The organism is Halioglobus maricola (genome assembly GCF_009388985.1).
Lineage (GTDB): Bacteria > Pseudomonadota > Gammaproteobacteria > Pseudomonadales > Halieaceae > Halioglobus > Halioglobus maricola.
Genome location: NZ_CP036422.1, coordinates 3923098 through 3945336, shown reverse-complemented (window position 1 = coordinate 3945336; position 22239 = coordinate 3923098). Strand labels below are relative to the sequence as shown.

Annotated in this window: 19 protein-coding genes; 11 read left to right on the top strand and 8 right to left on the bottom strand. The window is 58.0% G+C overall.

Annotated elements, in window-relative coordinates:
• Positions 1-43: 43 nt before the first annotated feature.
• Positions 44-1177, bottom strand: a complete 1134-nt coding sequence (locus EY643_RS17860; protein ID WP_153240521.1) for a citrate/2-methylcitrate synthase — start codon at positions 1175-1177, stop codon at positions 44-46.
• A gap of 95 nt (positions 1178-1272) precedes the next feature.
• On the opposite strand from EY643_RS17860, the gene EY643_RS17855 reads away from it, so the two are divergent.
• The 4 genes from EY643_RS17855 to EY643_RS17840 are packed head-to-tail and all read left to right on the top strand — an operon-like array spanning position 1273 to position 7840.
• Complete coding sequence (locus EY643_RS17855) at positions 1273-2160, top strand: LysR family transcriptional regulator (protein WP_153240520.1); 888 nt, start codon at positions 1273-1275, stop codon at positions 2158-2160.
• Positions 2161-2189: 29 nt separating this feature from the next.
• On the top strand, positions 2190-3800 hold the full coding sequence (locus EY643_RS17850; RefSeq protein ID WP_153240519.1) for a glycerol-3-phosphate dehydrogenase/oxidase: 1611 nt from the start codon (positions 2190-2192) through the stop codon (positions 3798-3800).
• Positions 3797-6388 carry an AsmA family protein gene (locus EY643_RS17845; RefSeq protein WP_153240518.1) on the top strand — a complete coding sequence of 864 codons (2592 nt, stop codon included), beginning with the start codon at positions 3797-3799 and terminating at the stop codon, positions 6386-6388. The genes EY643_RS17850 and EY643_RS17845 overlap by 4 nt, the downstream gene beginning before the upstream one ends.
• Positions 6389-6400: 12 nt before the next feature.
• Positions 6401-7840 carry a M48 family metalloprotease gene (locus EY643_RS17840; protein ID WP_153240517.1) on the top strand — a complete coding sequence of 480 codons (1440 nt, stop codon included), beginning with the start codon at positions 6401-6403 and terminating at the stop codon, positions 7838-7840.
• On the opposite strand, the gene EY643_RS17835 is transcribed toward EY643_RS17840, so the two are convergent.
• From EY643_RS17835 to EY643_RS17825, 3 genes are all read right to left on the bottom strand, one after another.
• On the bottom strand, positions 7837-8400 hold the full coding sequence (locus EY643_RS17835; protein ID WP_153240516.1) for an NnrU family protein: 564 nt from the start codon (positions 8398-8400) through the stop codon (positions 7837-7839). The two genes, EY643_RS17840 and EY643_RS17835, sit on opposite strands and share 4 nt — an antisense overlap.
• Positions 8401-8489: 89 nt before the next feature.
• Positions 8490-9935 (bottom strand): guanitoxin biosynthesis MBL fold metallo-hydrolase GntH, encoded by a 1446-nt coding sequence (gntH, locus tag EY643_RS17830; RefSeq protein ID WP_205743098.1) that lies wholly within the window; start codon positions 9933-9935, stop codon positions 8490-8492.
• A gap of 32 nt (positions 9936-9967) precedes the next feature.
• Positions 9968-10462, bottom strand: a complete 495-nt coding sequence (locus EY643_RS17825) for a DUF3299 domain-containing protein (RefSeq protein ID WP_170287463.1) — start codon at positions 10460-10462, stop codon at positions 9968-9970.
• Positions 10463-10579: 117 nt separating this feature from the next.
• On the opposite strand from EY643_RS17825, the gene EY643_RS17820 reads away from it, so the two are divergent.
• Complete coding sequence (locus EY643_RS17820) at positions 10580-11560, top strand: helix-turn-helix domain-containing protein (RefSeq protein ID WP_153240513.1); 981 nt, start codon at positions 10580-10582, stop codon at positions 11558-11560.
• 126 nt (positions 11561-11686) lie between these two features.
• A complete protein-coding gene (locus EY643_RS17815; protein WP_153240512.1) occupies positions 11687-13252 on the top strand; it encodes a SulP family inorganic anion transporter in 1566 nt (521 codons plus the stop codon).
• Positions 13253-13305: 53 nt separating this feature from the next.
• Here the strand turns inward: EY643_RS17815 and EY643_RS19930 are convergent, their stop codons facing one another.
• Entirely contained in the window at positions 13306-13470 is a 165-nt protein-coding gene (locus EY643_RS19930; protein WP_153240511.1) for a TetR family transcriptional regulator, read from the bottom strand.
• A 119-nt stretch (positions 13471-13589) separates the two neighbouring features.
• On the opposite strand from EY643_RS19930, the gene EY643_RS17805 reads away from it, so the two are divergent.
• The 4 genes from EY643_RS17805 to EY643_RS17790 all read left to right on the top strand — a co-directional run bounded on the left by EY643_RS17805 (position 13590) and on the right by EY643_RS17790 (position 17951).
• Positions 13590-14681, top strand: coding sequence for an MBL fold metallo-hydrolase (locus EY643_RS17805; RefSeq protein WP_153240510.1), 1092 nt, complete (start codon positions 13590-13592; stop codon positions 14679-14681).
• An 86-nt stretch (positions 14682-14767) separates the two neighbouring features.
• Positions 14768-14953 carry a hypothetical protein gene (locus tag EY643_RS17800; RefSeq protein WP_153240509.1) on the top strand — a complete coding sequence of 62 codons (186 nt, stop codon included), beginning with the start codon at positions 14768-14770 and terminating at the stop codon, positions 14951-14953.
• Positions 14950-15747: an SAM-dependent methyltransferase gene (locus tag EY643_RS17795; protein ID WP_170287462.1), complete on the top strand. Its 798-nt coding sequence runs from the start codon at positions 14950-14952 to the stop codon at positions 15745-15747. Before EY643_RS17800 ends, EY643_RS17795 begins: the two co-directional genes overlap by 4 nt.
• Positions 15744-17951 carry a S9 family peptidase gene (locus EY643_RS17790; RefSeq protein ID WP_153240507.1) on the top strand — a complete coding sequence of 736 codons (2208 nt, stop codon included), beginning with the start codon at positions 15744-15746 and terminating at the stop codon, positions 17949-17951. Before EY643_RS17795 ends, EY643_RS17790 begins: the two co-directional genes overlap by 4 nt.
• A gap of 182 nt (positions 17952-18133) precedes the next feature.
• On the opposite strand, the gene EY643_RS17785 is transcribed toward EY643_RS17790, so the two are convergent.
• Complete coding sequence (locus tag EY643_RS17785) at positions 18134-18700, bottom strand: hypothetical protein (protein ID WP_153240506.1); 567 nt, start codon at positions 18698-18700, stop codon at positions 18134-18136.
• Between the two features lie 70 nt (positions 18701-18770).
• Here EY643_RS17785 and EY643_RS17780 point away from each other — a divergent pair, with 70 nt between their 5' ends.
• Positions 18771-19880: a SagB/ThcOx family dehydrogenase gene (locus EY643_RS17780; protein WP_153240505.1), complete on the top strand. Its 1110-nt coding sequence runs from the start codon at positions 18771-18773 to the stop codon at positions 19878-19880.
• Here the strand turns inward: EY643_RS17780 and EY643_RS17775 are convergent.
• Entirely contained in the window at positions 19877-21541 is a 1665-nt protein-coding gene (locus EY643_RS17775; RefSeq protein WP_205743097.1) for a hypothetical protein, read from the bottom strand. The genes EY643_RS17780 and EY643_RS17775 overlap by 4 nt on opposite strands.
• Before the next feature lie 68 nt (positions 21542-21609).
• Positions 21610-22194 carry a nuclear transport factor 2 family protein gene (locus tag EY643_RS17770; protein ID WP_153240503.1) on the bottom strand — a complete coding sequence of 195 codons (585 nt, stop codon included), beginning with the start codon at positions 22192-22194 and terminating at the stop codon, positions 21610-21612.
• Positions 22195-22239 lie beyond the last annotated feature (45 nt).

Here is a 22239-nt window from a genome sequence, read left to right as displayed (position 1 = left end):
TCCCCAATGGGTGTAGATTCCATTGGGGAATTGTAGGCCATGATCAGGCTGCGGTCTTGCCCGCCTCTGGCGGAGTGCCGGTATAGAGTGCGCGCGGGCGAATCAGCTTGTTTTGAGGCCGGAATTCGAGGAAGTGGGCGATGTAGCCGTAAACGCGCGCTTGAGCGAACATGGCAGTGAAGTAGTGGGTTGGAATGCCAAGGCTGTGGAACACCGCGCCTTTGTAGAATTCGACGTTGGCCCAGATCTCTTTACCTTTGGCGCCGAACTCACGCTGGCAGGCTTCCTCTACTGCCACCAGGGTGGCCAACAGGTTTTTGCTTTCGTCATCCCGGCAAAGTTCAACAGCCATTGGCTTCAGGATTTTCGCCCGCGGATCCACGGCGCGATATTCCCGGTGGCCCATGCCCATGATCTTCACTTTATTCGCCAGGCTGTTCCGCACGTATTCGTCTGCCTTTTCCGGGCTGCCGATTGCGATGGCCATTTCCAGGGCGGCCTGGTCGGCGCCGCCGTGCAGCTTCCCGAACAAGGTGCCAATTGAAGCCGAAATAGAAGACTGAATCGGCGCCAGGGTACTGGCGCATACGCGACCAGCGAAGGTGCCCGCATTGAAGCTGTGCTCCATTTGCAGAATCTGGGCGGCGTCCAGCATGCGAACCTGTTCCCGGGTGGGTGCTCGGCCGTGGAACATGGTGAGGAAGTTCTCGTGGCGCAGTTTGCCGGGAATCGGGTCGAGAATAGATTTGTTCTGACCCAGACGGTGATGGCCGGCGATCAGGCTGGAAATTTTTGCAGCGATAAACAGGCCCTGCTCTGCATCGACACCGCGACCGAGGGTGTCTTCTGTGGGCATCTCCAGCAGTGGAACCAGCCCCTGCAGCATCAGCATGGGATGCAGTTCGCGATTGACCTGTCCAAGAAGCAGTTTTTCGTTGTCAGTCAGCGCGGCGTGCTGGCAGATGAAGCTCTTCAATGCTCTTTTTTCTGATTCTGTGGGCCACTCGCCGAACAGGACCAGCCAGGCCACATGTAGAAAGGGCACGTCGACCAGGTCATTGATGTCGATGTCGCGATAGCTGAGTACCCCAGCTTCACCCTGTACATCGGAAATTGCAGTTTCGCCAACGACGACCCCGGCGAGGTCGGAGGAATAAACAGATTGTGTCTCTGGCATGGTGCGGCTCCCTATTTTGGTAATTTTTGGCAGTATACTCACCACTTTTGATTAGTTGAGTTAATCTTACTTATCCTTCTATTAGGAAAACTTATATGCGTTTGGAAAACAGTGAGTTACGAGCGTTTCGCGCTGTTATTGAGGAGGGTGGTTTCCGCCGCGCGGCGGATGCTTTGCATATCAGCCAGTCCGCGGTCAGCCAGGCGGTGGCTGGACTGGAGAGCAAGCTGGCCGTGCCCCTGATTAAGCGCGGCAAGGAATTGCGTCTTACCGACGCGGGCCGGCGCTTGTTCGATCATGCTTTCGAGGTTCTCAGCGGCGAGCAGCAAACCCTCGAGGACATCGCCCAGTTGCGTTCCGGGCAGGCAGAGAATCTGAATCTGGCGCTCAGTGCGTCGGTGAATCGCTTTCATGCCCCCGGGCTTATGAGCAGTTTTCATCGTGAAAACCCGCGGGTGCGCCTGCAAATCGCTGAAATGCCCGCCCGCAATATCATTTATGCGGTCCTCGCGGGCAACGTCGAACTCGGTTTCGGCCCGTTCCAGAAAGATATGCAGGCTTTTGCCACCTTGCCGCTGTACTCCGATTCCCGCCATCTGGTGGTGAGCCCGGGCCACCCGCGATTCGACGAGATGGTGCAGGGAAGCGCGGAAGCCATACGCCAGACACCGCTTATAACCTCGGCGCTGGACAGCCCTGACATGCGTCCCTCCATCGCTCGCCTGCGCGACCAGTTCAGTACGGTGTGGGAAGTCAGCAGCCTGATGCTGCGTGTGCATATGGTGCGCCAGGGTATGGGGGTGGCCTTCATCGACCGTCAGTTGCTGACGGAACATCCCGACTGTGCTGATTTCCAGGTGATCGACGACGTCTCCTTCAGCACGATCGACAAACAGGTAGGGCTTTATTACCGCACGGGCAAACAGCTCAGCGAAGCGGCGCGCAGCTTCGTCGCCCTTTGCCAGCGGCGCTGGAGCTTGTAGAGTGTGCGCTCTTCACCCGGAGTGATGGCATGTCATCCAAGCTGCGCAGTACCAATCTGGAAAAACTGACCGAACAGGTCTACGACGTGCTGATTGTCGGTGGCGGCATCAATGGCGCTGTCGCGGCGGCAGCATTGGCAGGCCGCGGTGTCAGGGTGGCGTTAATCGAACGTGAAGATTTTGCCAGTGGCGTGAGCTCCAACTCCTCCAACCTGGCCTGGGGCGGCATCAAGTATCTTGAAAGCCACGAGTACCTGCTCGTAAATAAACTGTGTAAATCGCGCAACGAGCTGATGCGCGCCTATCCCTCCACAGTGAAGGAAATCCGTTTCTTCACCACGATACAGCGCGGTTTCCGTTTCTGGTCGTTCTTTGTGTATCTCGGCGCACTGCTCTACTGGCTGATAGGCCGCTGCAAAACCGCATCGCCGCGCTACTTCACCGCTCGCCAGCTCGAGGCCCGTGAACCGGTGATTAACACGGAAAATGCGGCGGGTGGTCTGGAATATTCGGATTGCTACCTCTATGACAATGACGCCAGATTCGTTTTCAATTTCGTGCGCACGGCGCTGAACTATGGCTGCATTGCCGCCAACTACGTCGAGTCAGTGAGTAATCGCAAGGGGGGCGACCTCTGGTTCACTACCGCAAGAGACTCGATCAGCGGCAGGGAGTTACAGATCCGCTCGCGGGTGCTGATCAATGCCTGTGGCCCTTATGTGGATGAGCACAACCGGCTGACCGGCGAGCGCACGGATCACCACCACCTTTTTTCCAAGGGTATTCATCTCATTGTTGATCGCGTGACCGACAACAAGCGCGTGCTGACGTTTTTCGCGAGCGATGGCCGTTTGTTTTTCCTCATTCCAATGGGCCCGAAAACCTGCATTGGCACCACTGATACCCAGGTCGCTGACCCGAAAGTGGGCGTGACCGATGAGGACCGTCAGTTTGTGCTGGATAACGTGAACGCACTGCTGGATCTTGAACTCACTCTCGATAACGTTATTGCCGAGCGCGTTGGCGTGCGTCCCCTGGCGATTGAGGGGGAGGACGGCGAGGCCGACTGGGTGCAGTTGTCGCGCAAGCACGTTATTGAAGTGAATGAGCAGTCGCGTCACCTGAGCATCTTCGGCGGCAAACTTACTGACTGCCTCAACGTGGGTGACGAGGTGGTAGAGCATATGGCCAATCTTGGTGTGCGTGTTCCCAATCCGGATCACTGTTGGTATGGCGAGCCCTCGGCCAGCCAGCGTGCCGAGTTTATGCTGCAGGCCCGGCTGATGAACCTTGACAGCCTTACCGACCCGTCTTCATCAGAGCCCTTGTCGGAGCGCTTTTGGCGGCGCTATGGCACCGCCGCCTTTGGCCTGCTTGAGAGTATTCGCGAGGATGTGTCTTGCGCCAGCCTGTTGATCGAGAATGCCGAGTACACCCGCTGCGAGATCGAGCTCGCTGCGCGGCGCGAGATGATTACCCGGCTCAGCGACTTTATGCGCAGGCGCTCCAAAATTGAGCAGGTTGTGCGCTGGCGCGAGATTGAGTCCGCACCTGGCCTGCACGAGGCCTGCGAAATCCTGTTCGGTGGCGACGCACAGTTGCGCCTTAACGAGTATCTGCGCGAGGGCGCAGCCGGGTGAGCCAGCTGTGGAAAAGAATTATCCTCGGCTTCCTGATGCTGGTGTTTCTGGCTGTTGCTGCCGTGCTGTATCTTGCCAACCACTACCTGAACGATACCAGCAAACTGGAATCTCTCGCCTCGGGACAGCTGGGTCGAACGGTCAAAATTGGCGCTATTGACGAGATCGGTCTCGGCAGCGAAACCACGGTGCAGCTGCGCGACATCAGTATTGCCAATCCGGTTTGGGCGTCAGGCACCCAGCTCTTGAGTATCGAGAGTGTGCGGGTTCACCTCGACCTCAGCTCTCTCTGGGCTGATGGCCCTGTCGTGATTCGGGATCTCGAAATCGATGGTTTACGCGCCGAGTTGCTCGCGCCCGAAGGCCGCGAGCCCTCCTGGGTATTCGACGCGGCTTCATCTTCAACAGCTCAGATTACAGAACGTGACGCTGGGCCGGTGCGGCTGCCGGTGTACTTTGAGCAGGTGCATTTAAGTGACAGCCGTGTCCACTATCGCGATCCCGTCCGCGACTTCAAGGCTACCCTGGCAGGCCAACTGGAGGGGGGCGACGGCATACGCCTGCAGCTGGATGGTGTCGCAGCAGGGCGTCCCGTGGATATCAGTGGCCACACTGGCCGTGATGGCAAAGCGGCGAATTTGACGGTGACGGGCCACGTGGAGGGCTGGGCCATCGATGTGAATGCAACCCTGGCAGACCCTTTCGCTTTTACTGGCCTGGACCTGGCTCTGCAGGTCACTGGTGATATTGAGATGGCAGAGGGACAGGCGTCTCGCGCCTTGCCGCTATCGGTGAAACTGCGGGTCACTGGCGATGGTGAAAAGCTTGTTTTAAAAAGCGGTACCCTGCAATCCGGGGCGAGCCAGATAGAAGCCTGGGGGGCGCTTGGCAATCTGAATACGCTGGATGGTATGGCCTTGTCATTGAGCGCCTTTAGCCCGGATTTACGCGAGTTGTTGCCGCTGCCGCGTTCGGATATTCCGGCGCCTCTGTCATTGACTGCCAAGCTGGCAACTGACGGCAGTCAGCTGTTGATCAAGGATATAGCCGGCAAGGCACGCAATGATCGGCTGCGTGGTGATCTCTTGCTTGAATTGAAAGAAGATTTTCGTGGCAGCCGGTTGACGCTTGACGCCAGTGGCGAGTCCATCGCTGAGCTACTTGAGCCCTGGTTCCCGCAAATACCGGCAGACACGCATTACGATATGGATATTGCTGCGCGCTGGGATGCGCCGATGCTGCAAGTGGAGGCACTCAATATCAAGGCGGGTGAGAGCAAGCTGGCGTCGAGCGCGGAAATCGGTTTTGAGGGCCAGAGCCCTTCAGTTCGCGGCAGGCTCAAGGCCTCCGGAAAGCGTGCTCACTATCTATTGCGTTCGTTGGGTCTGGAGTCTCCCTTGCCCGATGACAGTTTCATGCTCGATGGCAATTTTTACCTGGCCAGCTCAGGTGAGCTGCAACTCAGCGATCTGGATGTGCAACTCGGTGTTAGCGAAATGCAGGGTGATGTCTACATTGTGCCAGGCGTGCCGGTCAAATTGCGGGCGAAGCTGGTGGCGCCAAAGCTTGATCTTCGCTTCCTGCGCGCTGCGCCTCCGGCAGCTGCGTCGGCCGACAAACAGCGAAATTACCGCGACGGGGAAGCCCTCACTAACAAACAGCTCGCAGACCAAATGATCCCTGAGAACCCAATAGATTTCAGTTGGATTGGCGACTACGAGGGTGAAGTTTCACTGCGTGCGGATCAGCTTATTTATTCAGAGGATATGATCAGCCAGTTCGAGTTGGTTGCCGCCATCAAGGAAGGGGTGTTGGCAACCGATATCTTCGAGTGGGCCGGTGACTTTTCTCAGGGTAGCGCAGAATTGAAGGTGCGCCCCCTGTCACGGGGCGCAGCCATCGACTTCCAGCTCAACTCGCAACGCCTGCCATTGCTGTGGCTGGCGACCGGCAACGCCAATCCCGTGGGCAAGATTGATTACAAGGCGGAATTGACAACACAGGGCGACACAGTGGCTGCCCTGGCGGCAGCGAGCAATGGCCATATTGTTCTCAAGGGGAGTGGCGGGCGGTTTGATAATGCCGGGATGAACCTGTTCTTCGGCGACTTGTTCGGCGAAATCCTGAGCAGTATTGATCCGACATCAAAACAGACTCCCTACACCGAGGTAGAGTGCCAGGCCGGCATAATCGCAATTCGAGACGGTGTGGTCCAGATTAGCCCCGGCCTTGTTGTCCGCACGGACAAGATGGATATAGGCCTGGGAGGCTCTATTGATCTGAATACAGAGCGGCTCGATGTTGTGTTTAATACGCGTGCCCGCAAGGGTGTCGGTATTTCCGCGAGCAAGGCAGTGACCCCCTTCGTGAAACTGGGCGGTAATTTCTCTCACCCCAGGGTCGGTGTGAATGCCAAGGGTGTTGTTGTGTCGGGCGGTATGGCGGTGGCTACCGGCGGAATATCTATCGTGGCTGAAGGTATGTGGGACCGCTGGGTCGCCACAGCTGGAAACCCCTGTGAAGCCCTTTTCGAACAAACCGAAGGCGGTGCTGAAGAATTGCGAAATATCTTTCGGCGCCCCGGATAGGAAAGAATTTTAATGCGTAAAACACTACTCGCTGCGCTGGCTTGCGCCAGTATCGTTGTGGCGTCGCCTCTGGTGCATGGCCAGGATGGCTTGCCGGATTTCGGCGAGGGCAATGCGGTGTCGCTTAATCAGGAATACATGCTCGGTCGCGCCTGGCTTATGCAGTATCGGCGACAGGCTCCCATCCTGAGCGACCCCTTGCTCCAGGACTATATCGAAGAGCTTGTTTTTGGCCTGGCAGAGACCAGTCAGTTGCGCGAGCGGCGTCTGGAAATCGTGATGGTCGATCACGCCTCCATCAACGCCTTCGCCGTGCCGGGCGGCGTTGTCGGTGTGCACAGTGGGCTGATTCTATCGGCAGAGACTGAAGCCCAGGTGGCGAGCGTACTCGGCCACGAACTGGCTCACCTGAGTCAACGCCACTTCTCTCGCAGTCGGGAAAATGCGGCGGTCTCGCAGAAGAAAGCGTTGATCGGCATGCTTGGCGGGCTGGTAGCTGCGGCTGCCGGCGGGGGTAGCGAAGTGGGTATGGCGGCTGTTGCAGGCTCCCAGGCCGCAGCCCAGAGTGCGTCTCTGAGTTACAGCCGCCAGCACGAGCAGGAAGCAGACCGGGTTGGCATGCAGAACACGGTGGCTGCCGGCTACGATCCCTATGGCGCTGCCGGTATGTTCGAGGTAATGCAGGCAGAGTCGCGTAAATACGGCAGCAGGCCGCCGGAGTTTCTGATGACTCACCCTTTGACCGAGCGGCGGATAGCCGATGCGCGCAACCGGGCCGGTCAGTACCCGCGACGTATGTATCAGGACAATCCGGATTTCCATCTAATGCGTGCGCGAGTAGAGCTCAGTTTTATTGAAGATCCTGAGGAGGCGGTGGCGCATTTCCGCAAAGCACGCAAGGAGCGCAAGGGGCCGGGTGCTGTCGCCGCCCAGTATGGCCTGGTACTGGCACTCACCCAGAATGGGGAATTTGCAGAAGCGAAAAAACTGCTCAAGCCGATGCGCGAGTACAAGCCGAGCAGCATTATCTATGGCTTGGCAGAGGCCGACATTGACCTGGAGGAGGAGCGTTTTGGTGAGGCAATGGCGACCCTGAACAAGGGCCTAGAGCTGGTGCCGGGAAATCATCCCATCACCATCCAGCTGGCAAAGACCTACTTCAAGGCGGGCCGCTATACGGAAGCGGATAAGTTGCTCACCGCCCATGCCAAGGTCAAGCCGACTAACGCTACCCTGTGGTACTGGCTGGCTGAGGTACAGGGGTTGGCGGGGAATCCTTATGGCTTGCACCAGTCTCGCGCCGAGTACTTTTTTCTGAATGGCGCAATGCCTCCAGCATTGGAGCAGTTGGACCTGGCGCTGAAGCTCGCACCCAATGAAGTAGAAGTGGAGCGACTAAACCAGCGGCGCAGCTTCTTTATCCAGGTCGGCCACGCACTGGGTCAGTTCTAGAATAGCGCCACCCCGGCAATCCATGGGTGGGCCAATGCCACGGCAACGAAAACCGCCAGGCTGATGGCGAGAAAGCCCAGTTCTCTTCCCAGGCTGGGTATCTCGGGTTTAACCCAGGGGCCTTCTCTTCGATTAATCGCGATCATCTCGATGATTGCCCATAGGCCGAGTCCGCCAAATAACACCACTGAGCGGCTGTCGCCGTTCATCAGCAAATGGGCTGCCGCCCACAATGCGACACCAGTTAGTTGCGGGTGGCGAACATACTGTTTGAGCCGGGTCGGGGCCTGGGCGGCACCCATCAGGATAAAGGCCACCAGAACCAGACCCATGCCAAGGTGGCGGCTCCACATTGGCAGGAACCAGTAGTAGGTCGGTTCCTCTACACTGCGCCAGCCAAAGATGATGAGGGCCAGTGCTGTGAACATCAGCAGTGAGAAAACGCCTTTGTAGCCATTTTCTCCCAGCTTGCCAACGAGGGATTGCTTCACTGGCTGCGCCAGCGAGGGGATAAAATGTACAGCGGCCCAGAGCAGGATGCCCAGTGTGAGAAGTGTCATGCCTCTTTGTCCTCTTTTATTCTATTGCTCAAGTGTAGCTCACAAAAAAGGGCCCCGAGGGGCCCTTTCTGGTTAAGCAGTGCAGTTGGCTACTTGTTTCTCTCTTCAAGCGCCTTGCGGTTTTTCTGGGTGTGACGCCAGTGGTCGCCCATGCTCGCTTTCAGATTGGCGGGCAGTACTTCTACCGGTACTACCAGATCTTCCTCAACGGGCCACACTTTAAGTAATTCAGGTGTGTAGCCTTTCGGGTAGTACTTCTTCGGATCTATCTGTTGCTCGCGCACGAAGGGCTCCTGGATCTTGCTGCGATCATGCGGGGGCATGGGAACAACCAGTTGGCCATTAGTGAAATCAAACTGTGGCGCGCGCTGATTCGGGAACTCCGGGAGGATACCCTCGCGCACCCAGATCTGGTCTGTGGTGACGTTCACTACAATGCCGTCAGGGGCACCGAAGTGGTAGGGTCCGTCCCAGTGGTGACGCACTTCCGCCACTGTCTCCTCGTTTAGCCAGGGGTCGAACGTCATGTGGGTAGTCATGAGCATCCTGGGTTTAATCTTGCTGCCCAAATAGCCCACGGCGTATGCCGGCGTGTGGTGGGTGTCGATGGTATAGCGAGCCAGGAAGGGAGGTACGCCCTGTACGCCGGAGTTGATTTCCACGACTTCCTGCTGCAGTTCGGTGACGTAGACGTCGCAGCCTTTGGCGTACTTGATGTCAAGCTCGCTGGGGCGGCCGTCGCCGGTCCACACAAAACACAGAGATTCGTCTTCGCTGATCTGCCAGTCCAGGCGGTACGCAGACGCACCGTCCTTGGCGTGGGAGCGCTGCCAGTGGATGACTTTGACGCCGTTCTTTTCGTAGACGGTGCCGCCATTGTCGCGGAAGTCGAACTCGTTGACCTGAATATCCCAGCCCTTGCCGACCGGGAATACGCTGAAGGCGTCGCGGTGCCAGGCGGTCATCTGCTTCATGCCTTCTACCATGGCCTTGGTGCCGAATTCCGGGGTGCGGCCAGAGGGTCCGTGTACCACGAGGTTTTCATGCCAGCCGCCGGCCCAGGTGCCAAACATCCATACGTAGGGCAGTGAACCGTAGTGGTCGACATGCAGGTGGGTGATGAAGATGTTCTTCAGCTGGTTCAGGGCTAGACGGGCCGCGTTGTAGTTGGCTACCGCACCCTCGCCAATGTCGAAGATAAAGTTGTCGCCATTCCCTAGCTCCACATAGATGGAGGTATTCATCTGTCCGGGGCGAATCGTAGGGGAGGTACCCATGAAGATGATACGCATTTCATGAGGTTGTATTTCCTCGGTGCCCGGGAACCAGTTCGCAGCGCTGGTAAGCCAGGGGTGAGGGCTGATGCCCTCAAACAGCAAGCCTTCTTTCCAGCGGCCGCCGGGAACCCCCCCGGTCAGGGCCTTCTTGATGTCCTCAGGATCGGACGGAGTCTGTACTTCGGGCGGCGCCGCGAAGCTGGACGCGGAAACCGCCACCAGTAAGGTGGCTATTGCGGTGCGCAGTTTGTTGATCATGAACATTCTCCTGGATCAGGTTCAGGTTGAGTCTAGTAAGTGTATTCTGCCGTTATCGCATCGTGGATGCCGTACGCGGCATGGCCTTCGTCGGTGAAGGTCGAATGGAGCGTCATGGTGCCAACGACCCAGAGTGGGGCGAGTGGGTTCTCCACTTCGAGAGGTTCCAATAGTTTGATGTAGATTTTCTGATTGGCCTCGAGATGTGAGTGCTGTTTGATCTGGTGGGGTAGATAGGGCACCAGCAAGAATTCTGATACGAGCTGCTCGTCGAACACGATAGGTTTCATGTAGCCGGGGATGGAGACCAGCTGTTGGTCGAGACTGGTGACCTGGGCTTTGGGGTCGATACCGCGCTGCTCGACTTCGTCGTGTGCTGTGGCCACCAGAGGAGGTTCCCAGCCTTGTGGCACCAGCTCTGGCCATTCCAGCACGCGATATGCGGTGGCGGGATCCTCGGCTCCGAAAGCGATACAGGGCAGAGTCAGGCACAGCAGGAAGAATAACCGGATGGAATGTAAGTGCATGATTTCCAGAGTAATAGTAACGTATCCAAGAAGCATAGAAGAAGTTTGCTTGCCGGGCCATGTGCTAGTTCTATAATTGGCACTGAATATCAATTTTGCGCAAAAACGGATGGCCCGATGACCGGTGGCGAGTTGCTGGTGAGTGAGACGTACGACTTATACGAGTCGTTCTCCGAGGCTGTGCGCGGTTGGAGCCTGGATTTTCGCCAGCTGAGTCGCCACCAGGGGAGTTTCTTTCTCGAGCAATTGATGGGGCACTCGCTCTTTTTTAGCAGGGCTTACCTGCCCTCCAGCTTTCACCAGCGCGGCGCTTCCACGCCGGGCTGTCGCACAGTTTCCATGCTGGTCTCTGGCTCGCCAGCCGCAGGGTGGCGTTGGTGTGGAGAAACCGTATCCCATAACAGCCTGCTGGTGATGCCGGTGAGCGGGGAATTCGAATCCTTTTCGACGCCCGGTCTGGATACACTCCATATCGCAGTGCCCATTGCGATGTTGGAAGATGTTGCTGCCACCCAGTTTCAACAACCGCTGCACGAACTTATGCCCGAGGGGCGTTGCTTTTGCCCCAACGGTGGACCGGCCATGTTCCAGTTGCGACAGACCCTTGATCGCATACTGGGAATTATTCGTTCGCCCAGTGCCCCGATGCAGGCGGGAGAGTTGGCGGCACGCGAGTATGAGTTGGCCTGTTTGATACTGTCCTGTCTCGCAGCGGGTGGAACAGGCACACCCGGTTCGCGCCGGGGCAAACGGATGAAGGTGCTGGACACCTCCCTAGCTTACATTGCAGCAGCTGATTACGACGAAATCAATGTCGCCGGATTGGTCAGGCAGGCGGGCGTCTCGCGGCGAACCCTGGAGAATGCCTTTCAGGATGGCCTGGGGATTAGTCCTGCGAGCTACCTGAAAGCGATCAAACTCAATACCTTCAGCCGCCGCTTGCTCGAAGCGGACCGGGCTGAGGCGACGGTTGCGACGGTGGCGAGGGAGGTGGGCTTTGCCCACCTTGGGCAATTGGCGGCGGACTACTACGAAATGTTTGGCGAGCGGCCTCTGGCGACCCTGCGGCGTTCATCAGGGCGGGCGCAGAAGGTGTGATTTTTCACGGCACTGGCGCTGGTACTGGCTAGTCTATCCCCCTAAAATGCGCGCCTTTCCTCCGTCTGCGCATAACAACCACTCCTGCGAACGGCAACCGTACCTAAATTTCAGGTGAGAAGCGCGATGTTTGAATTTCATCCCAGCAAAGTAGCGACCGTCAAAAATGACGTACTGTCCGGTCTGACCGTGGCCCTGGCCCTGGTGCCAGAAGCCGTGGCGTTTGCCTTCGTCGCGGGCGTAGAGCCTCTGGTGGGCCTCTATGCTGCATTCATGGTCGGCTTGATTACCGCCTGCATCGGCGGCCGTCCCGGCATGATCTCCGGCGCTACCGGCGCCCTGGCGGTCGTGATGGTGGCGCTGGTCGCCGATCATGGCGTCGAATACCTGTTTGCCACTGTCGTTTTGATGGGCGTGTTGCAGATTACCGCCGGTGCGCTGCGCCTTGGCAAGTTTATCCGCATGGTGCCGCACCCCGTGATGTTGGGCTTTGTGAATGGCCTGGCTATTGTGATTTTTCTCGCCCAGTTGGGGCAGTTCGGTACGCCTGGCGAACCCGGTTGGCTGCACGGCACCTTTATGGAAGGTTCCATTGTTGATGTGGCCTGGTTGGAAGGGCAGCAGATGTACATGTTGCTGGGCCTGGTGGCCCTGACCATGGCGATTATCCATTTCCTGCCCAAGCTGACCACGGCTATTCCCTCGTCTCTGGCAGCGATCGTGGTGGTGAGCCTGTTGGTCGTTGGTTTGAGCCTGGACACCAAAGTGGTCGGTGACATCGCCTCGATCAAAGGTGGCCTCCCCAGTTTCCATATCCCCTCGGTTCCCTTGAACTGGGAAACGTTCATGATCATCCTGCCTTATTCGGTGATTCTTGCGGCCATTGGCTTGATAGAGTCATTGCTGACTCTGCGCCTGGTCGATGAGATTACCGAGACACGCGGTCGCGGTAATAAGGAGTGTGTTGGTCAGGGTGTGGCGAATGTTGCGACGGGCTTCTTCGGCGGCATGGGTGGTTGTGCCATGATCGGTCAGAGCATGATCAATGTGAACTCTGGTGGCCGTGGGCGCTTGTCCGGTATCTCGGCTGCGCTGTTCTTGCTCATGTTTATTCTGGTAGCTTCGTCGTTGATTGAACAGATCCCCCTCGCGGCACTGATCGGTGTGATGTTCATCGTGGTGATTGGCACATTCGAGTGGTCAAGCTTCCGGGTGCTGCGTAAGGTGCCCAAGTCTGACGCCATGGTGCTTGTTCTGGTGTCGGGTGTGACGGTTGCCACCGACCTTGCTGTTGCTGTAGTCGTCGGTGTCATAGTGTCCGCGCTGGTGTTTGCCTGGGAACATGCCAAGCAGATTCAGGTGCATGCGCAGGAAGACCACAAGGGTTCAACGGTGTATGCCGTTAGTGGTCCACTGTTCTTTGGTTCGGTGACTATTTTTCTGGAGCAGTTCGATCCCGCGGCAGCAAATGAAGATGTGATCATCGATTTCGCCGAATCTCGTGTTTGCGATCACTCCGGCCTCGAGGCGATTGATACCCTGGCTGAGCGCTATCTCAACGCCGGCAAGACGCTGCACCTGGTGCACTTGTCAGGCGAGTGCAAGCAGTTGCTGAAAAAGGCGGGTAGTCTCGTTGAAGTCAACGTGATCGAAGACCCCAAATATTTTGTGGCCGAGGACGTCCTGGCCTGATCGCTATCGTTCCTGGCCGCAGCTGGCCAGGAATGTCGTTGCGGCGCCGAAAATCATTGCCGCCTTCTCTGCCGCTGAGGCGGCCCAGTCTTCAATTGGGTCATATTCTCAAGCTTTTTTGCCATTTCGGCGATAGCGCCAAACAGCTTCTCTATACTGGGAAATTGGTTGTATAGCTTACGTTTGCTTACCTGGGCGTGCTCAGCCACGCGGTCCATTAAACAAACTACACCGTATAGTCTACTTATTGCGGCGATGCATGGTATTGGGAGCAGGAGATGAGCAAAGTTAAGAATTGGACCCCCGGTCAGCTTTTGTGGCGGCCCCTGTGATCTCAATGAAAAGACATTTACTGCTGGCAGTGGGCTTTGTCCTGAGCGCTCAAGCGTTGTCTGAAGGCGGGGCGCCAAAAGCAGGCGGGAAGTTCGAGAATGAAGCCGGTCCGAGAGAGATGAAAATGCTGAAAATTATCAAAGCGAGATTCACTACTCCGCAGTTGGACAAGCGCCCTGAGGCTGAGGTCCCGCTGCATTACATTGGCCGAGATGAACTTGATGCGGCGACGTCACCTCTGCTGTACCGCCTTGGCCACTCATCGATCCTGATCAAGCTCGGCGATGAGTATGTGCTCACTGACCCTGTCTTCAGTGAGAGAGCTTCCCCTGTGCAGTGGGCCGGGCCGCGTCGCTTCCACCCAGTCCCGCTGGAGCCAGAAGCGCTGCCAGATATCAAGGCAGTGGTCATTAGTCACGATCATTATGATCACCTGGACTATGGGACGATAAAACGGATCGAATCCAGGGTCGAAAATTTTGTAGTGCCACGCGGCGTTGGGGATCACCTGCGAAGATGGGGCATTGAGGATACGCGCATTCATGAACTGGACTGGTGGCAAGGTCTGGAACTGGGTGACCTCAGCCTGACGGCCACGCCTGCGCAACATTTCTCCGGGCGCGGCATGTTGGACGGGAACCGCACACTGTGGGCCAGTTGGGTGATCGAGGGCGCGGGCGCGAAATTGTTCTTCAGCGGCGACACTGGCTACTTTGATGGCTTTCGAGACATTGGCGAGCGCTTCGGCCCGTTCGACATTACGCTGATAGAGACTGGGGCCTATGACCAGCTTTGGGCCGCAGTGCATATGTTGCCTGAGCAGAGCGTTCAGGCGCATATCGATCTGCGCGGTAAAGCGATGCTGCCCATTCACAACAGCACGTTTAACCTGGCTTTTCACCCCTGGTATGAGCCGATGGAAAGAGCAGCCGCACTTGCTGCCGAGCGTCAGGTCAAACTGCTGACTCCGATCATCGGCGCTCCCGTTGACGTCCTGGAACCGCGGCAAAGCCCTGCATGGTGGCGCGAATTAAATCCGCAGTTGGTCGCAGTCCCTGCGGATTCCGAGGCATTGTCGGTAAAACCTGCAGGATAGCTTGCACACCTCTCTCCCTTGCACTAGCTTGTGGGTAGCTTTTTACGAGTGCCCACCAAGAAGAACAAAGGGAGTAAGGGGACACCTTGAGCACCGATTTGAAGTCCTACCTGGTGGCTGTTGCCACCGAGCCTGATCTATTCAGCGAATTTGTCCTGGACCCGCGCGGCGCGGCTGAGCGTGCCGGCCTGTCTGACGATGAAATTGCGATTCTCCTGAGTCGCGATCAGAACCTGATCTACACCCGGCTGCGAGGTGATTGCGGCCAGTGAGCGATATTCATGACGAACAACTGATCGTGGTCGGTACGGGCATTCGTGCCACTGGCCAACTCACCATTGAAACCATCGCCTGGATTCGTGCGGCGGATAAAGTGCTCTATATCACTGCCGACCCGGTGGCGGAGGAGGTCATTCGCTCGCTCAATCCGGACGGCGCAGAATCGCTGATGGACCTTTATGGTTCGGACAAGCTGCGACTGGATACCTATGCCGATATTGTCGAACGGACTATGGCCTACCTGCACCAGGGTCATCGAGTTTGCATGGCGGTCTATGGCCATCCAGGCGTTCTGGCCATGTCGACCCATGAGGCGGTGCGCAGGGCCAGGGCCGAAGGTTTCAGTGCTCGTATGCTGCCGGCCGTGTCCGCCGCGGACTGCCTGTACGCGGACCTGGGTGTGGACGAGTTCGGTGGTTGCATATCCTACGAGGCGACGGACTTCCTGTTGAATATGCGGGCCATAGACCCCGCTTGTCATTTGATTCTGTGGCAGATTGGTGGTGTTGGTGTGCTGACTTACGAGACGCATCATTACCCACTGCAGGGCCTTGAGCGCCTGACCCAGAAGTTGATGGCCTACTACGGTCCCAATCATCCGGTGACCCTGTATGAGGCACCTCAGTTCGCGGGCGTCGAACCCATCATTGGCACTGGCCCTCTATGCCAGTTGCCTCACAGTGCCCCCACGCCTAACGCCACCATGTACATCCCTCCGTTGGGCAAGGCCCAGCCCGATGTGCAGGTGCAGTGGGAGCTCGGCATGCAGACGCAGGTGACGGCATGAGCACTACCTTGACCGTAGATCGTATCTACGACCAGCCCAACCTCAGCGGCTACGCTATCGACGATATTGGTTGGAGCCCGGATGGTTCGCTGCTGACCTATTTGCGAGAAGCTGATACCGGTACCGAGCTGGTCGCCTATGATCCGCGCGAGCAGGTGCATCGTGTGCTGTTCGATTTCAGTCGGCTGGACTCACACGGTGAATCGGTGCACGCCGACGAAGCCGCAGCACACAACGCGAGAAGTGAGGGTTGGCACCGGCGGGTGCAGGCGGCGGGTTATCAGTCCTATTCCTGGTTTCCGGACGGCGAGCGAATCCTGGTTGTCGAAGCCGGCGCCGCCCCGAGCATCCTGCACCTGGCGACCGGACTGCTGGTGCCAGTGAGCCGGGCGGGCGCTAACATTCGTGACACCAGTATTTCCCCGGATGGCCGCTTTGTCAGCTACGTGGTGGGCTGGGACCTGTACAAGAAGGATCTCGCTACCGGTTGGGAAATTCCGCTCACTACCGGCAGCAGCGAGGTCTATCGCTCGGCGACGCCCGACACCATGGGTGACGTCCTCTCTGGACTTGGACACTGGTGGTCGCCGGACGCATCCCAGGTCGCATTTCTGGAAACAGACGAGAGCGGCGTGCCTATGTTCTGGTATGCCAATCTGATGGCTGCCGATGGCCAGAACCGGCCCGAACGTTTTCCCCAGCCCGGCGACAATATTCCACTGATGGCGCTCAAGGTGCTTGGCCCCGCAGGCTATCGCTATATCGATACGCGGGCCTGGGCAGGGTCCTATCTCGCCCGGGTGAGCTGGTTGCCGGATTCGCGTCACCTTGCCCTGCAGATGCTCAGCCGCGATCACAAGCGACTCGACCTGGTGATTGCCGACAGCGTGACCGGAATCACCTGGACGATCCTCACCGAGACAGACCCATATTGGATCAATGTCGCCGACGACTTGCGTTTCTTCGCTGATTCGCGCCGCTTCCTGTGGTCCTCGGAGCGGGACAGTTACCGCTATCTTTACCTGTACGACATCGAGGGCAACGAGCTTCTGCAGCTCACAGACGGCCCTGAGGCCAGTGTGGCAGTCAATCAGTTGGACGAGGCGGGCGGTGCAGTTTATTACGTAGTCTGGCCCGATCCATATACCGAGGCGCAACTGAAGAGGGTCCGTTTCACCGCAGACGAAGATTGTTACAGCGTGCTGGGTTCAGAGCAGCTCACCGCAGCGGGAGCCTCGCACTTCGGTCATATCTCGCCAGACTTCAGCTACTTTGCTGATATTAATTCCACGGCGGTGCGGCCGCCGCGACTCGACTTGTGTGATATTGAGGGCAAGGCAGTGGCCGCGCTAGAGGCTAACGCTTGTGAGGCTCTGGAGAAGTATGGGCTGCGAGAGTTCGATTTTTTCAGCCTGCCTGCGGCCCCGCTGGGAATACCGTCCGATGCAATGCCGTTGCAGGCGAAGTTGCTGGAGCCGGCGAATATTGAGGAGGGTAAGAAGTACCCCGTCATTGTCTACATCTACGGTGGGCCGTTACCCGGTGGTTTTGGTCTCGCCCGCAATGTCATGAATTACTGGCGGCCGGTACCCGAGCTCTGGTTGCAGATGATGGCGCAGAATGGCTACGGCGTATTCTCTTTGGACAATCGCGGTTCCAACGCCGCGCCACGCGGGCACGACTGGGAAACGCCGATCTATGAACAGCTGGGGCATGTCGAGTTGCAGGACCAGTTGGTTGGGGTCGAGCATCTGAAGGGCCTGTCCTGGGTAGATCCTGATCGTATCGGTATTGTCGGTGGTAGTTTTGGCGGCTTTATGACCTTGAACGCGATGCTGCGTACCCACGGTGCCTATAGCACCGGGGTGGTGTATGCGCCGGTGACCAACTGGCGTGAATATGACTGCGTTTATACCGAGCGTTATATGAACTTGCCGGCCAGCAACCAGGCTGGATACACAGAGACAGCGATTCCGCAGTATGGCGATCAACTTGCGGGTGATTTGCTGTTGATGCACGGAGCGGCAGATCCGAATGTGCATTTGCAGCACTCGATACAGCTTATCAATCAGCTGGTGCAGGACGGTAAAAAATTCCAGATGATGCTGTATCCGAAGCAGGAGCATATGTCCTTCTTCGGTATGGGGCAGAGCCCGGCGCGACTGTGGACAAGAATTACAGATTTTTTCAAAGAGAAGTTGTAGTTGGCGGGGGTGAGCCCATCGACGCAGCGGAATATTAATCGTCACCAAGCTGAAGAGGCGTGAAGCATGGCACAGAGAAAAACACCGAAGAAAGAAGAAACCAGCCCAATGGATCCTTTCCGTGAGGCTTATGATGCCTACCTGGATTCTGTGCGCGAGCAGGCCCGGAAGTCACTGAAGGTCTATCTGGATGCAACCCAGAAAGCGTGGAAAGACACTGATACCAGCAAGCTGACTAACAGTGACCTCGTGGCGATTGCCCAGCAGTCCATGATGGTGGCCGGTGCGGGGGCGGCTTCGCCGCAGCCAGGGATGCCGGGCGCACCTGCCAGTCCGTTCATGGCGTCGCCCGCGAGTCCGTTCATGGCGTCGCCCGCCAGTCCGTTCATGGCGTCGCCCGCCAGTCCGTTCATGGCGTCGCCCGCCAGTCCGTTCATGGCATCGCCCGCGAGTCCGTTCATGGCGTCGCCCGCCAGTCCGTTCATGGCATCGCCCGCGAGTCCGTTCATGGCATCGCCTGCCAGTCCGTTCATGGCGTCGCCCGCGAGTCCGTTTATGGCGTCGCCCGCCAGTCCGTTCATGGCGTCGCCCGCCAGTCCGTTCATGGCGTCGCCCGCGAGTCCGTTCATGGCGTCGCCCGCCAGTCCGTTCATGGCATCGCCCGCCAGTCCGTTCATGGCGTCGCCCGCGAGTCCGTTCATGGCGTCGCCCGCGAGTCCGTTTATGGCGTCGCCCGCCAGTCCGTTCATGGCCTCGCCAGCGAGCCCGTTTATGGCGGCCTCGGCTGACGGCAGTCCCTGACGGCAGGCGGTTAGCGCAGTGCGCGTACGCAGGGCCCGATCCCTGGTGGTGACCTTTGCCGGGCAGAGTCCGGTGGTGCGTAATTTCATGTACCAGCAGCCTATGCCGGTGGACGGATTTACGCTTGAGCTGTTGTCACGGGCCGAGGAATGGCAGTTGCCCCAGGCGTTACACGCGCTGTACCCGACCACGTCGCCGGCGACGGTGGATACCTATCTGCATGGGATGGTCGAGTACGGCCTGCTGGTCATGGAAAATACCGAGGCGGCGGCGCAGGACGCCGAGTATGAGGCTGCCTGGGCCTGGGATAGCACTGCCGGCCTTTACCACTTTGGTATTCAGGACCCACCCTGGTTGGATCAGGACCAGTCGGCTCAGTGGATGCACCATATTGCAGCTACCCAGCCGACGATTCCCCAGTTCACCAGTAATGAGGGTCTTGAGCATGTGGCACAGATGGCGCTGCCAGATACGGATAGCGGCCTGCTCGCCACGATGAAGAAGCGCCGGAGTGTGCGCACCTTTCTGGCCAAGCCGGTGACAGCGAATGCGATGCGCGATTGTCTTTATGCCGGCCTCGGTGTGACCGGTTTTCTCGATACCCAGATTCCCGGCGAAGAACCGCATCTGCCTCTCACTATGACGCCCTCCGGCGGCGCCCGGAATCCTTACGAGGGCTATGTGTATGTGCGCAATGTTGAGGGCCTGCAGCCGGGGATATACCACTACAGTGCCCTGGACCATTCGCTGGGCCTGGTGACCCCCCATCTGGCCGTGAATACGACGGAGCTATTTGCTCAGCAGGACTGGACCGAGGGAGCGGCGTTCGCGATCTTACTGGTGGCGAACTTTGAGCGCAGCAGTTGGAAGTATCCTCACCCCAATGCCTATCGTGTGGTGCTTATGGAAGCGGGTCACATCGCCCAGAATATGCTGTTGGCGGCCACAGAACTCGGTCTCGATGCGGCACCCACCGGCGCTGTTTCCGACACTGCTGCGCGGAACCTGCTGGGGTTAAATCGGGTGCGTCAGTCACTGGTCTATTCAGTGTTTGTCGGTCACGGTGACCCGCAGGCGTTTGAGCGCACCCAGTTCATACCTTATGCACCACCCTCGGTGGAAGACTAGATAGGCGGGAGTGGCAGGCCGGCGTTGGTGCTGTTTGACCGCCGCGCCAGTTCAATTGCGGGCATGCCCGGCTGAGCCCAGATGGCGTGGTAGCGCGGGTGGCGGCGGATTTCCTCGGGCATTTCCAGGCCTCCACCAGACAGAACGTAAGGTACGCTTCGGTTGGCGAAAAAGCGGTCTGCCTCTGCAATTCGTTCCAGTAAATCCAGCGCGTCTTCGAGGCGGCCTACACGGGCGAGGATGGCGGCATCCAGGGTAAACAGGCCACCCGGGTCGCGGTCAGTGAAATCGACGGCATCCCAATACTGTTGCCGTGGGTCAATGCCTAGCACCCTGTCCATATAGGCGATCAGGTATTCCTGGTATTCGGCGGCGAAACCGGCGGCGCCCAGGGCTGCGAACACTTCCATAAGCGTGTCACGCGCGCGCCGGATCTCGGCATCGTTGGCCGAGTGCAGCGCCGCCAGGGCAGCGCTCCAGGCGATAATCCACTGGGTGGGACTACAGTCGGAGGCGGTACAGGCATCCAGTTCCTGCAAGAAGGGGTCGTTGTAGCGGTAGTCGCCAAAGGCGGCCGCATACAGAAATTCGTGCCGGCTGTAGGTGTGGTTGAGCGGGTCGGCAAGGCTTGCCCGACGGATTGAACCCATGGTCAGGGCTTCATCGCCAACGGAGAAGTAGTACTGGGAGGCGACGTAATAGGTGAAGCCGTTGGTCGCGCCGGATGCTTCCGCACGTTTCAGGTAGTCGTAGGCGCGGGGGATATCGATGACCCGGTTTGTATGCCAGTAAACCAGCCCCGACAGAGCGCGATGGCTGCGTGAATCCAGCCCCAGCGCCCGCTGAAAAGCATCCTCTACCGAACTGTGATAAGCGCCGATTGGAAAATGCGGGGCGTAGCTTTCGTCGCTCAATGCCAGTGCCGTGGCATAGGCTGCCCAGCCATCCGGGAATTCGGAATCCTGCTCGGTCACCATCATGAATTTTTCGATAGCGGCACCGCGGTGGCCGGCCAGGTCCCGGGTCCACCATAAATCCAGCCCGCGCAGATAGTCTTCATAGGCCTGGGGGTTGACTCCGCGCGCAGAAGCCCGGCCCTCTCCAGCACCTACCCCCAGGCGGATCTGCAGTACCTGGGACATCTCTCTCACAATCTCGTCCTGGACCTGGAAAATATCTTCAGAGCTTTTTTCATAGGCGTTGGACCATAGATGGAAGCCATCTTCCACCCGGATGAGCTGAGCGGTAACACGCAATCGGTTGCCCGAACGGCGCAGGGAGCCCTCGAGGACATGGCCCACGCCCAGCTGCCTTCCCATCTCCCTGACATCGAGGTCTTCCTCGGCGACAGTGAAAGCGGAGGTGCGCGCCGCCACTTTTAGCCGGGGGAGCTTGGCTAGCGAGTTGAGCAGCTCTTCCGCCAGCCCCTTGCCGAAAAAGGCATCGTCCTGTGCGTTGCTCAGCGGTACGAAGGGCAATACGGCGATGGATACTTCCGCGGGAGCGTCCGGCGTCGAGCCGTTGTCCTGCCTCAGTGATGATATGGAACTGAGCGGTGCCAGTTTTTCGCTCGCGATGATAGCCAGGGCAACCAGTAATAGCCCCAGGGTGAGTATTTTGAGATTGCGGGACTGGCCATCCCGCAGTGAGAATATTGACATCGTCTGCATTAGTTTGAGATCTGCGAAAAGTATAAGACAGATCGGGGCTGCGATGTCAGTTTAGGGCACTAGAACTTTGGTTCGCTGCCGTGGGTGGCCAGGTAGTGTGAGGCGGGGGTGGGGGACTCTTCCAGCTGATCGGTAAATTCGTAAAGTCGCTCGTAGCGGGTTTCGAGGATCTGCCAGCGGCCGTCCTCCTTCACGTATCGGTCCCAGTAGAGCAGCGTGCCGGTGGTGAAGAAACGATGATTCAATACCCAGAATTTGTCTTCCAGGTACCAGATGCCAGTTGCTTCAGTATCGGACAACATCTGAATCTCTGGATGATGGCCGTGGTGCTGGGTGATGGCCTGTTTACTGAACGATGTGTGGAGGTTTTCCAGATAGGCGTCTCTGCCCTCGAGCTGCCAGTGGTAGTTGCCGCCCTTGAAGTCAACGATAACGTCCGGATGCAGCAGAGTGGCCAGCTCATCCATATTGGCGGTATCCACGCAGCGAAAGTAGGCGTGTTTGAGTTGACGGATGGCTTCCATGTCCATCAGGCGCTGAATATCGCGACGCAGTTCTTCGATCCCTCCGTCGGAAACCTGTAAGGGCAGGCCATCGGTGATGCCCATTGTCTGCTTGTTCAGCTTTTGTCGTTCCGCGCTCATGGTGAGTCCTCTTATTCTGGTGCCGTGAGTATAGCGCCCCGGATC

What these genes read in the sequence shown, in the direction of transcription:
- EY643_RS17785 (WP_153240506.1), bottom strand. Translation starts at nt 18,700, where the DNA reads ATGAACGGACTGGCGGGCGACGCCATAAACGGACTCGCGGGCGACGCC.
- EY643_RS17825 (WP_170287463.1), bottom strand. Translation starts at nt 10,462, where the DNA reads ATGCACTTACATTCCATCCGGTTATTCTTCCTGCTGTGCCTGACTCTG.
- EY643_RS17835 (WP_153240516.1), bottom strand. Translation starts at nt 8,400, where the DNA reads ATGACACTTCTCACACTGGGCATCCTGCTCTGGGCCGCTGTACATTTT.
- EY643_RS17815 (WP_153240512.1), top strand. Translation starts at nt 11,687, where the DNA reads ATGTTTGAATTTCATCCCAGCAAAGTAGCGACCGTCAAAAATGACGTA.
- EY643_RS17850 (WP_153240519.1), top strand. Translation starts at nt 2,190, where the DNA reads ATGTCATCCAAGCTGCGCAGTACCAATCTGGAAAAACTGACCGAACAG.
- EY643_RS17770 (WP_153240503.1), bottom strand. Translation starts at nt 22,194, where the DNA reads ATGAGCGCGGAACGACAAAAGCTGAACAAGCAGACAATGGGCATCACC.
- gntH (WP_205743098.1), bottom strand. Translation starts at nt 9,935, where the DNA reads ATGATCAACAAACTGCGCACCGCAATAGCCACCTTACTGGTGGCGGTT.
- EY643_RS17790 (WP_153240507.1), top strand. Translation starts at nt 15,744, where the DNA reads ATGAGCACTACCTTGACCGTAGATCGTATCTACGACCAGCCCAACCTC.
- EY643_RS17805 (WP_153240510.1), top strand. Translation starts at nt 13,590, where the DNA reads ATGAAAAGACATTTACTGCTGGCAGTGGGCTTTGTCCTGAGCGCTCAA.
- EY643_RS17840 (WP_153240517.1), top strand. Translation starts at nt 6,401, where the DNA reads ATGCGTAAAACACTACTCGCTGCGCTGGCTTGCGCCAGTATCGTTGTG.
- EY643_RS17775 (WP_205743097.1), bottom strand. Translation starts at nt 21,541, where the DNA reads ATGTCAATATTCTCACTGCGGGATGGCCAGTCCCGCAATCTCAAAATA.
- EY643_RS17855 (WP_153240520.1), top strand. Translation starts at nt 1,273, where the DNA reads ATGCGTTTGGAAAACAGTGAGTTACGAGCGTTTCGCGCTGTTATTGAG.
- EY643_RS17820 (WP_153240513.1), top strand. Translation starts at nt 10,580, where the DNA reads ATGACCGGTGGCGAGTTGCTGGTGAGTGAGACGTACGACTTATACGAG.
- EY643_RS19930 (WP_153240511.1), bottom strand. Translation starts at nt 13,470, where the DNA reads ATGGACCGCGTGGCTGAGCACGCCCAGGTAAGCAAACGTAAGCTATAC.
- EY643_RS17860 (WP_153240521.1), bottom strand. Translation starts at nt 1,177, where the DNA reads ATGCCAGAGACACAATCTGTTTATTCCTCCGACCTCGCCGGGGTCGTC.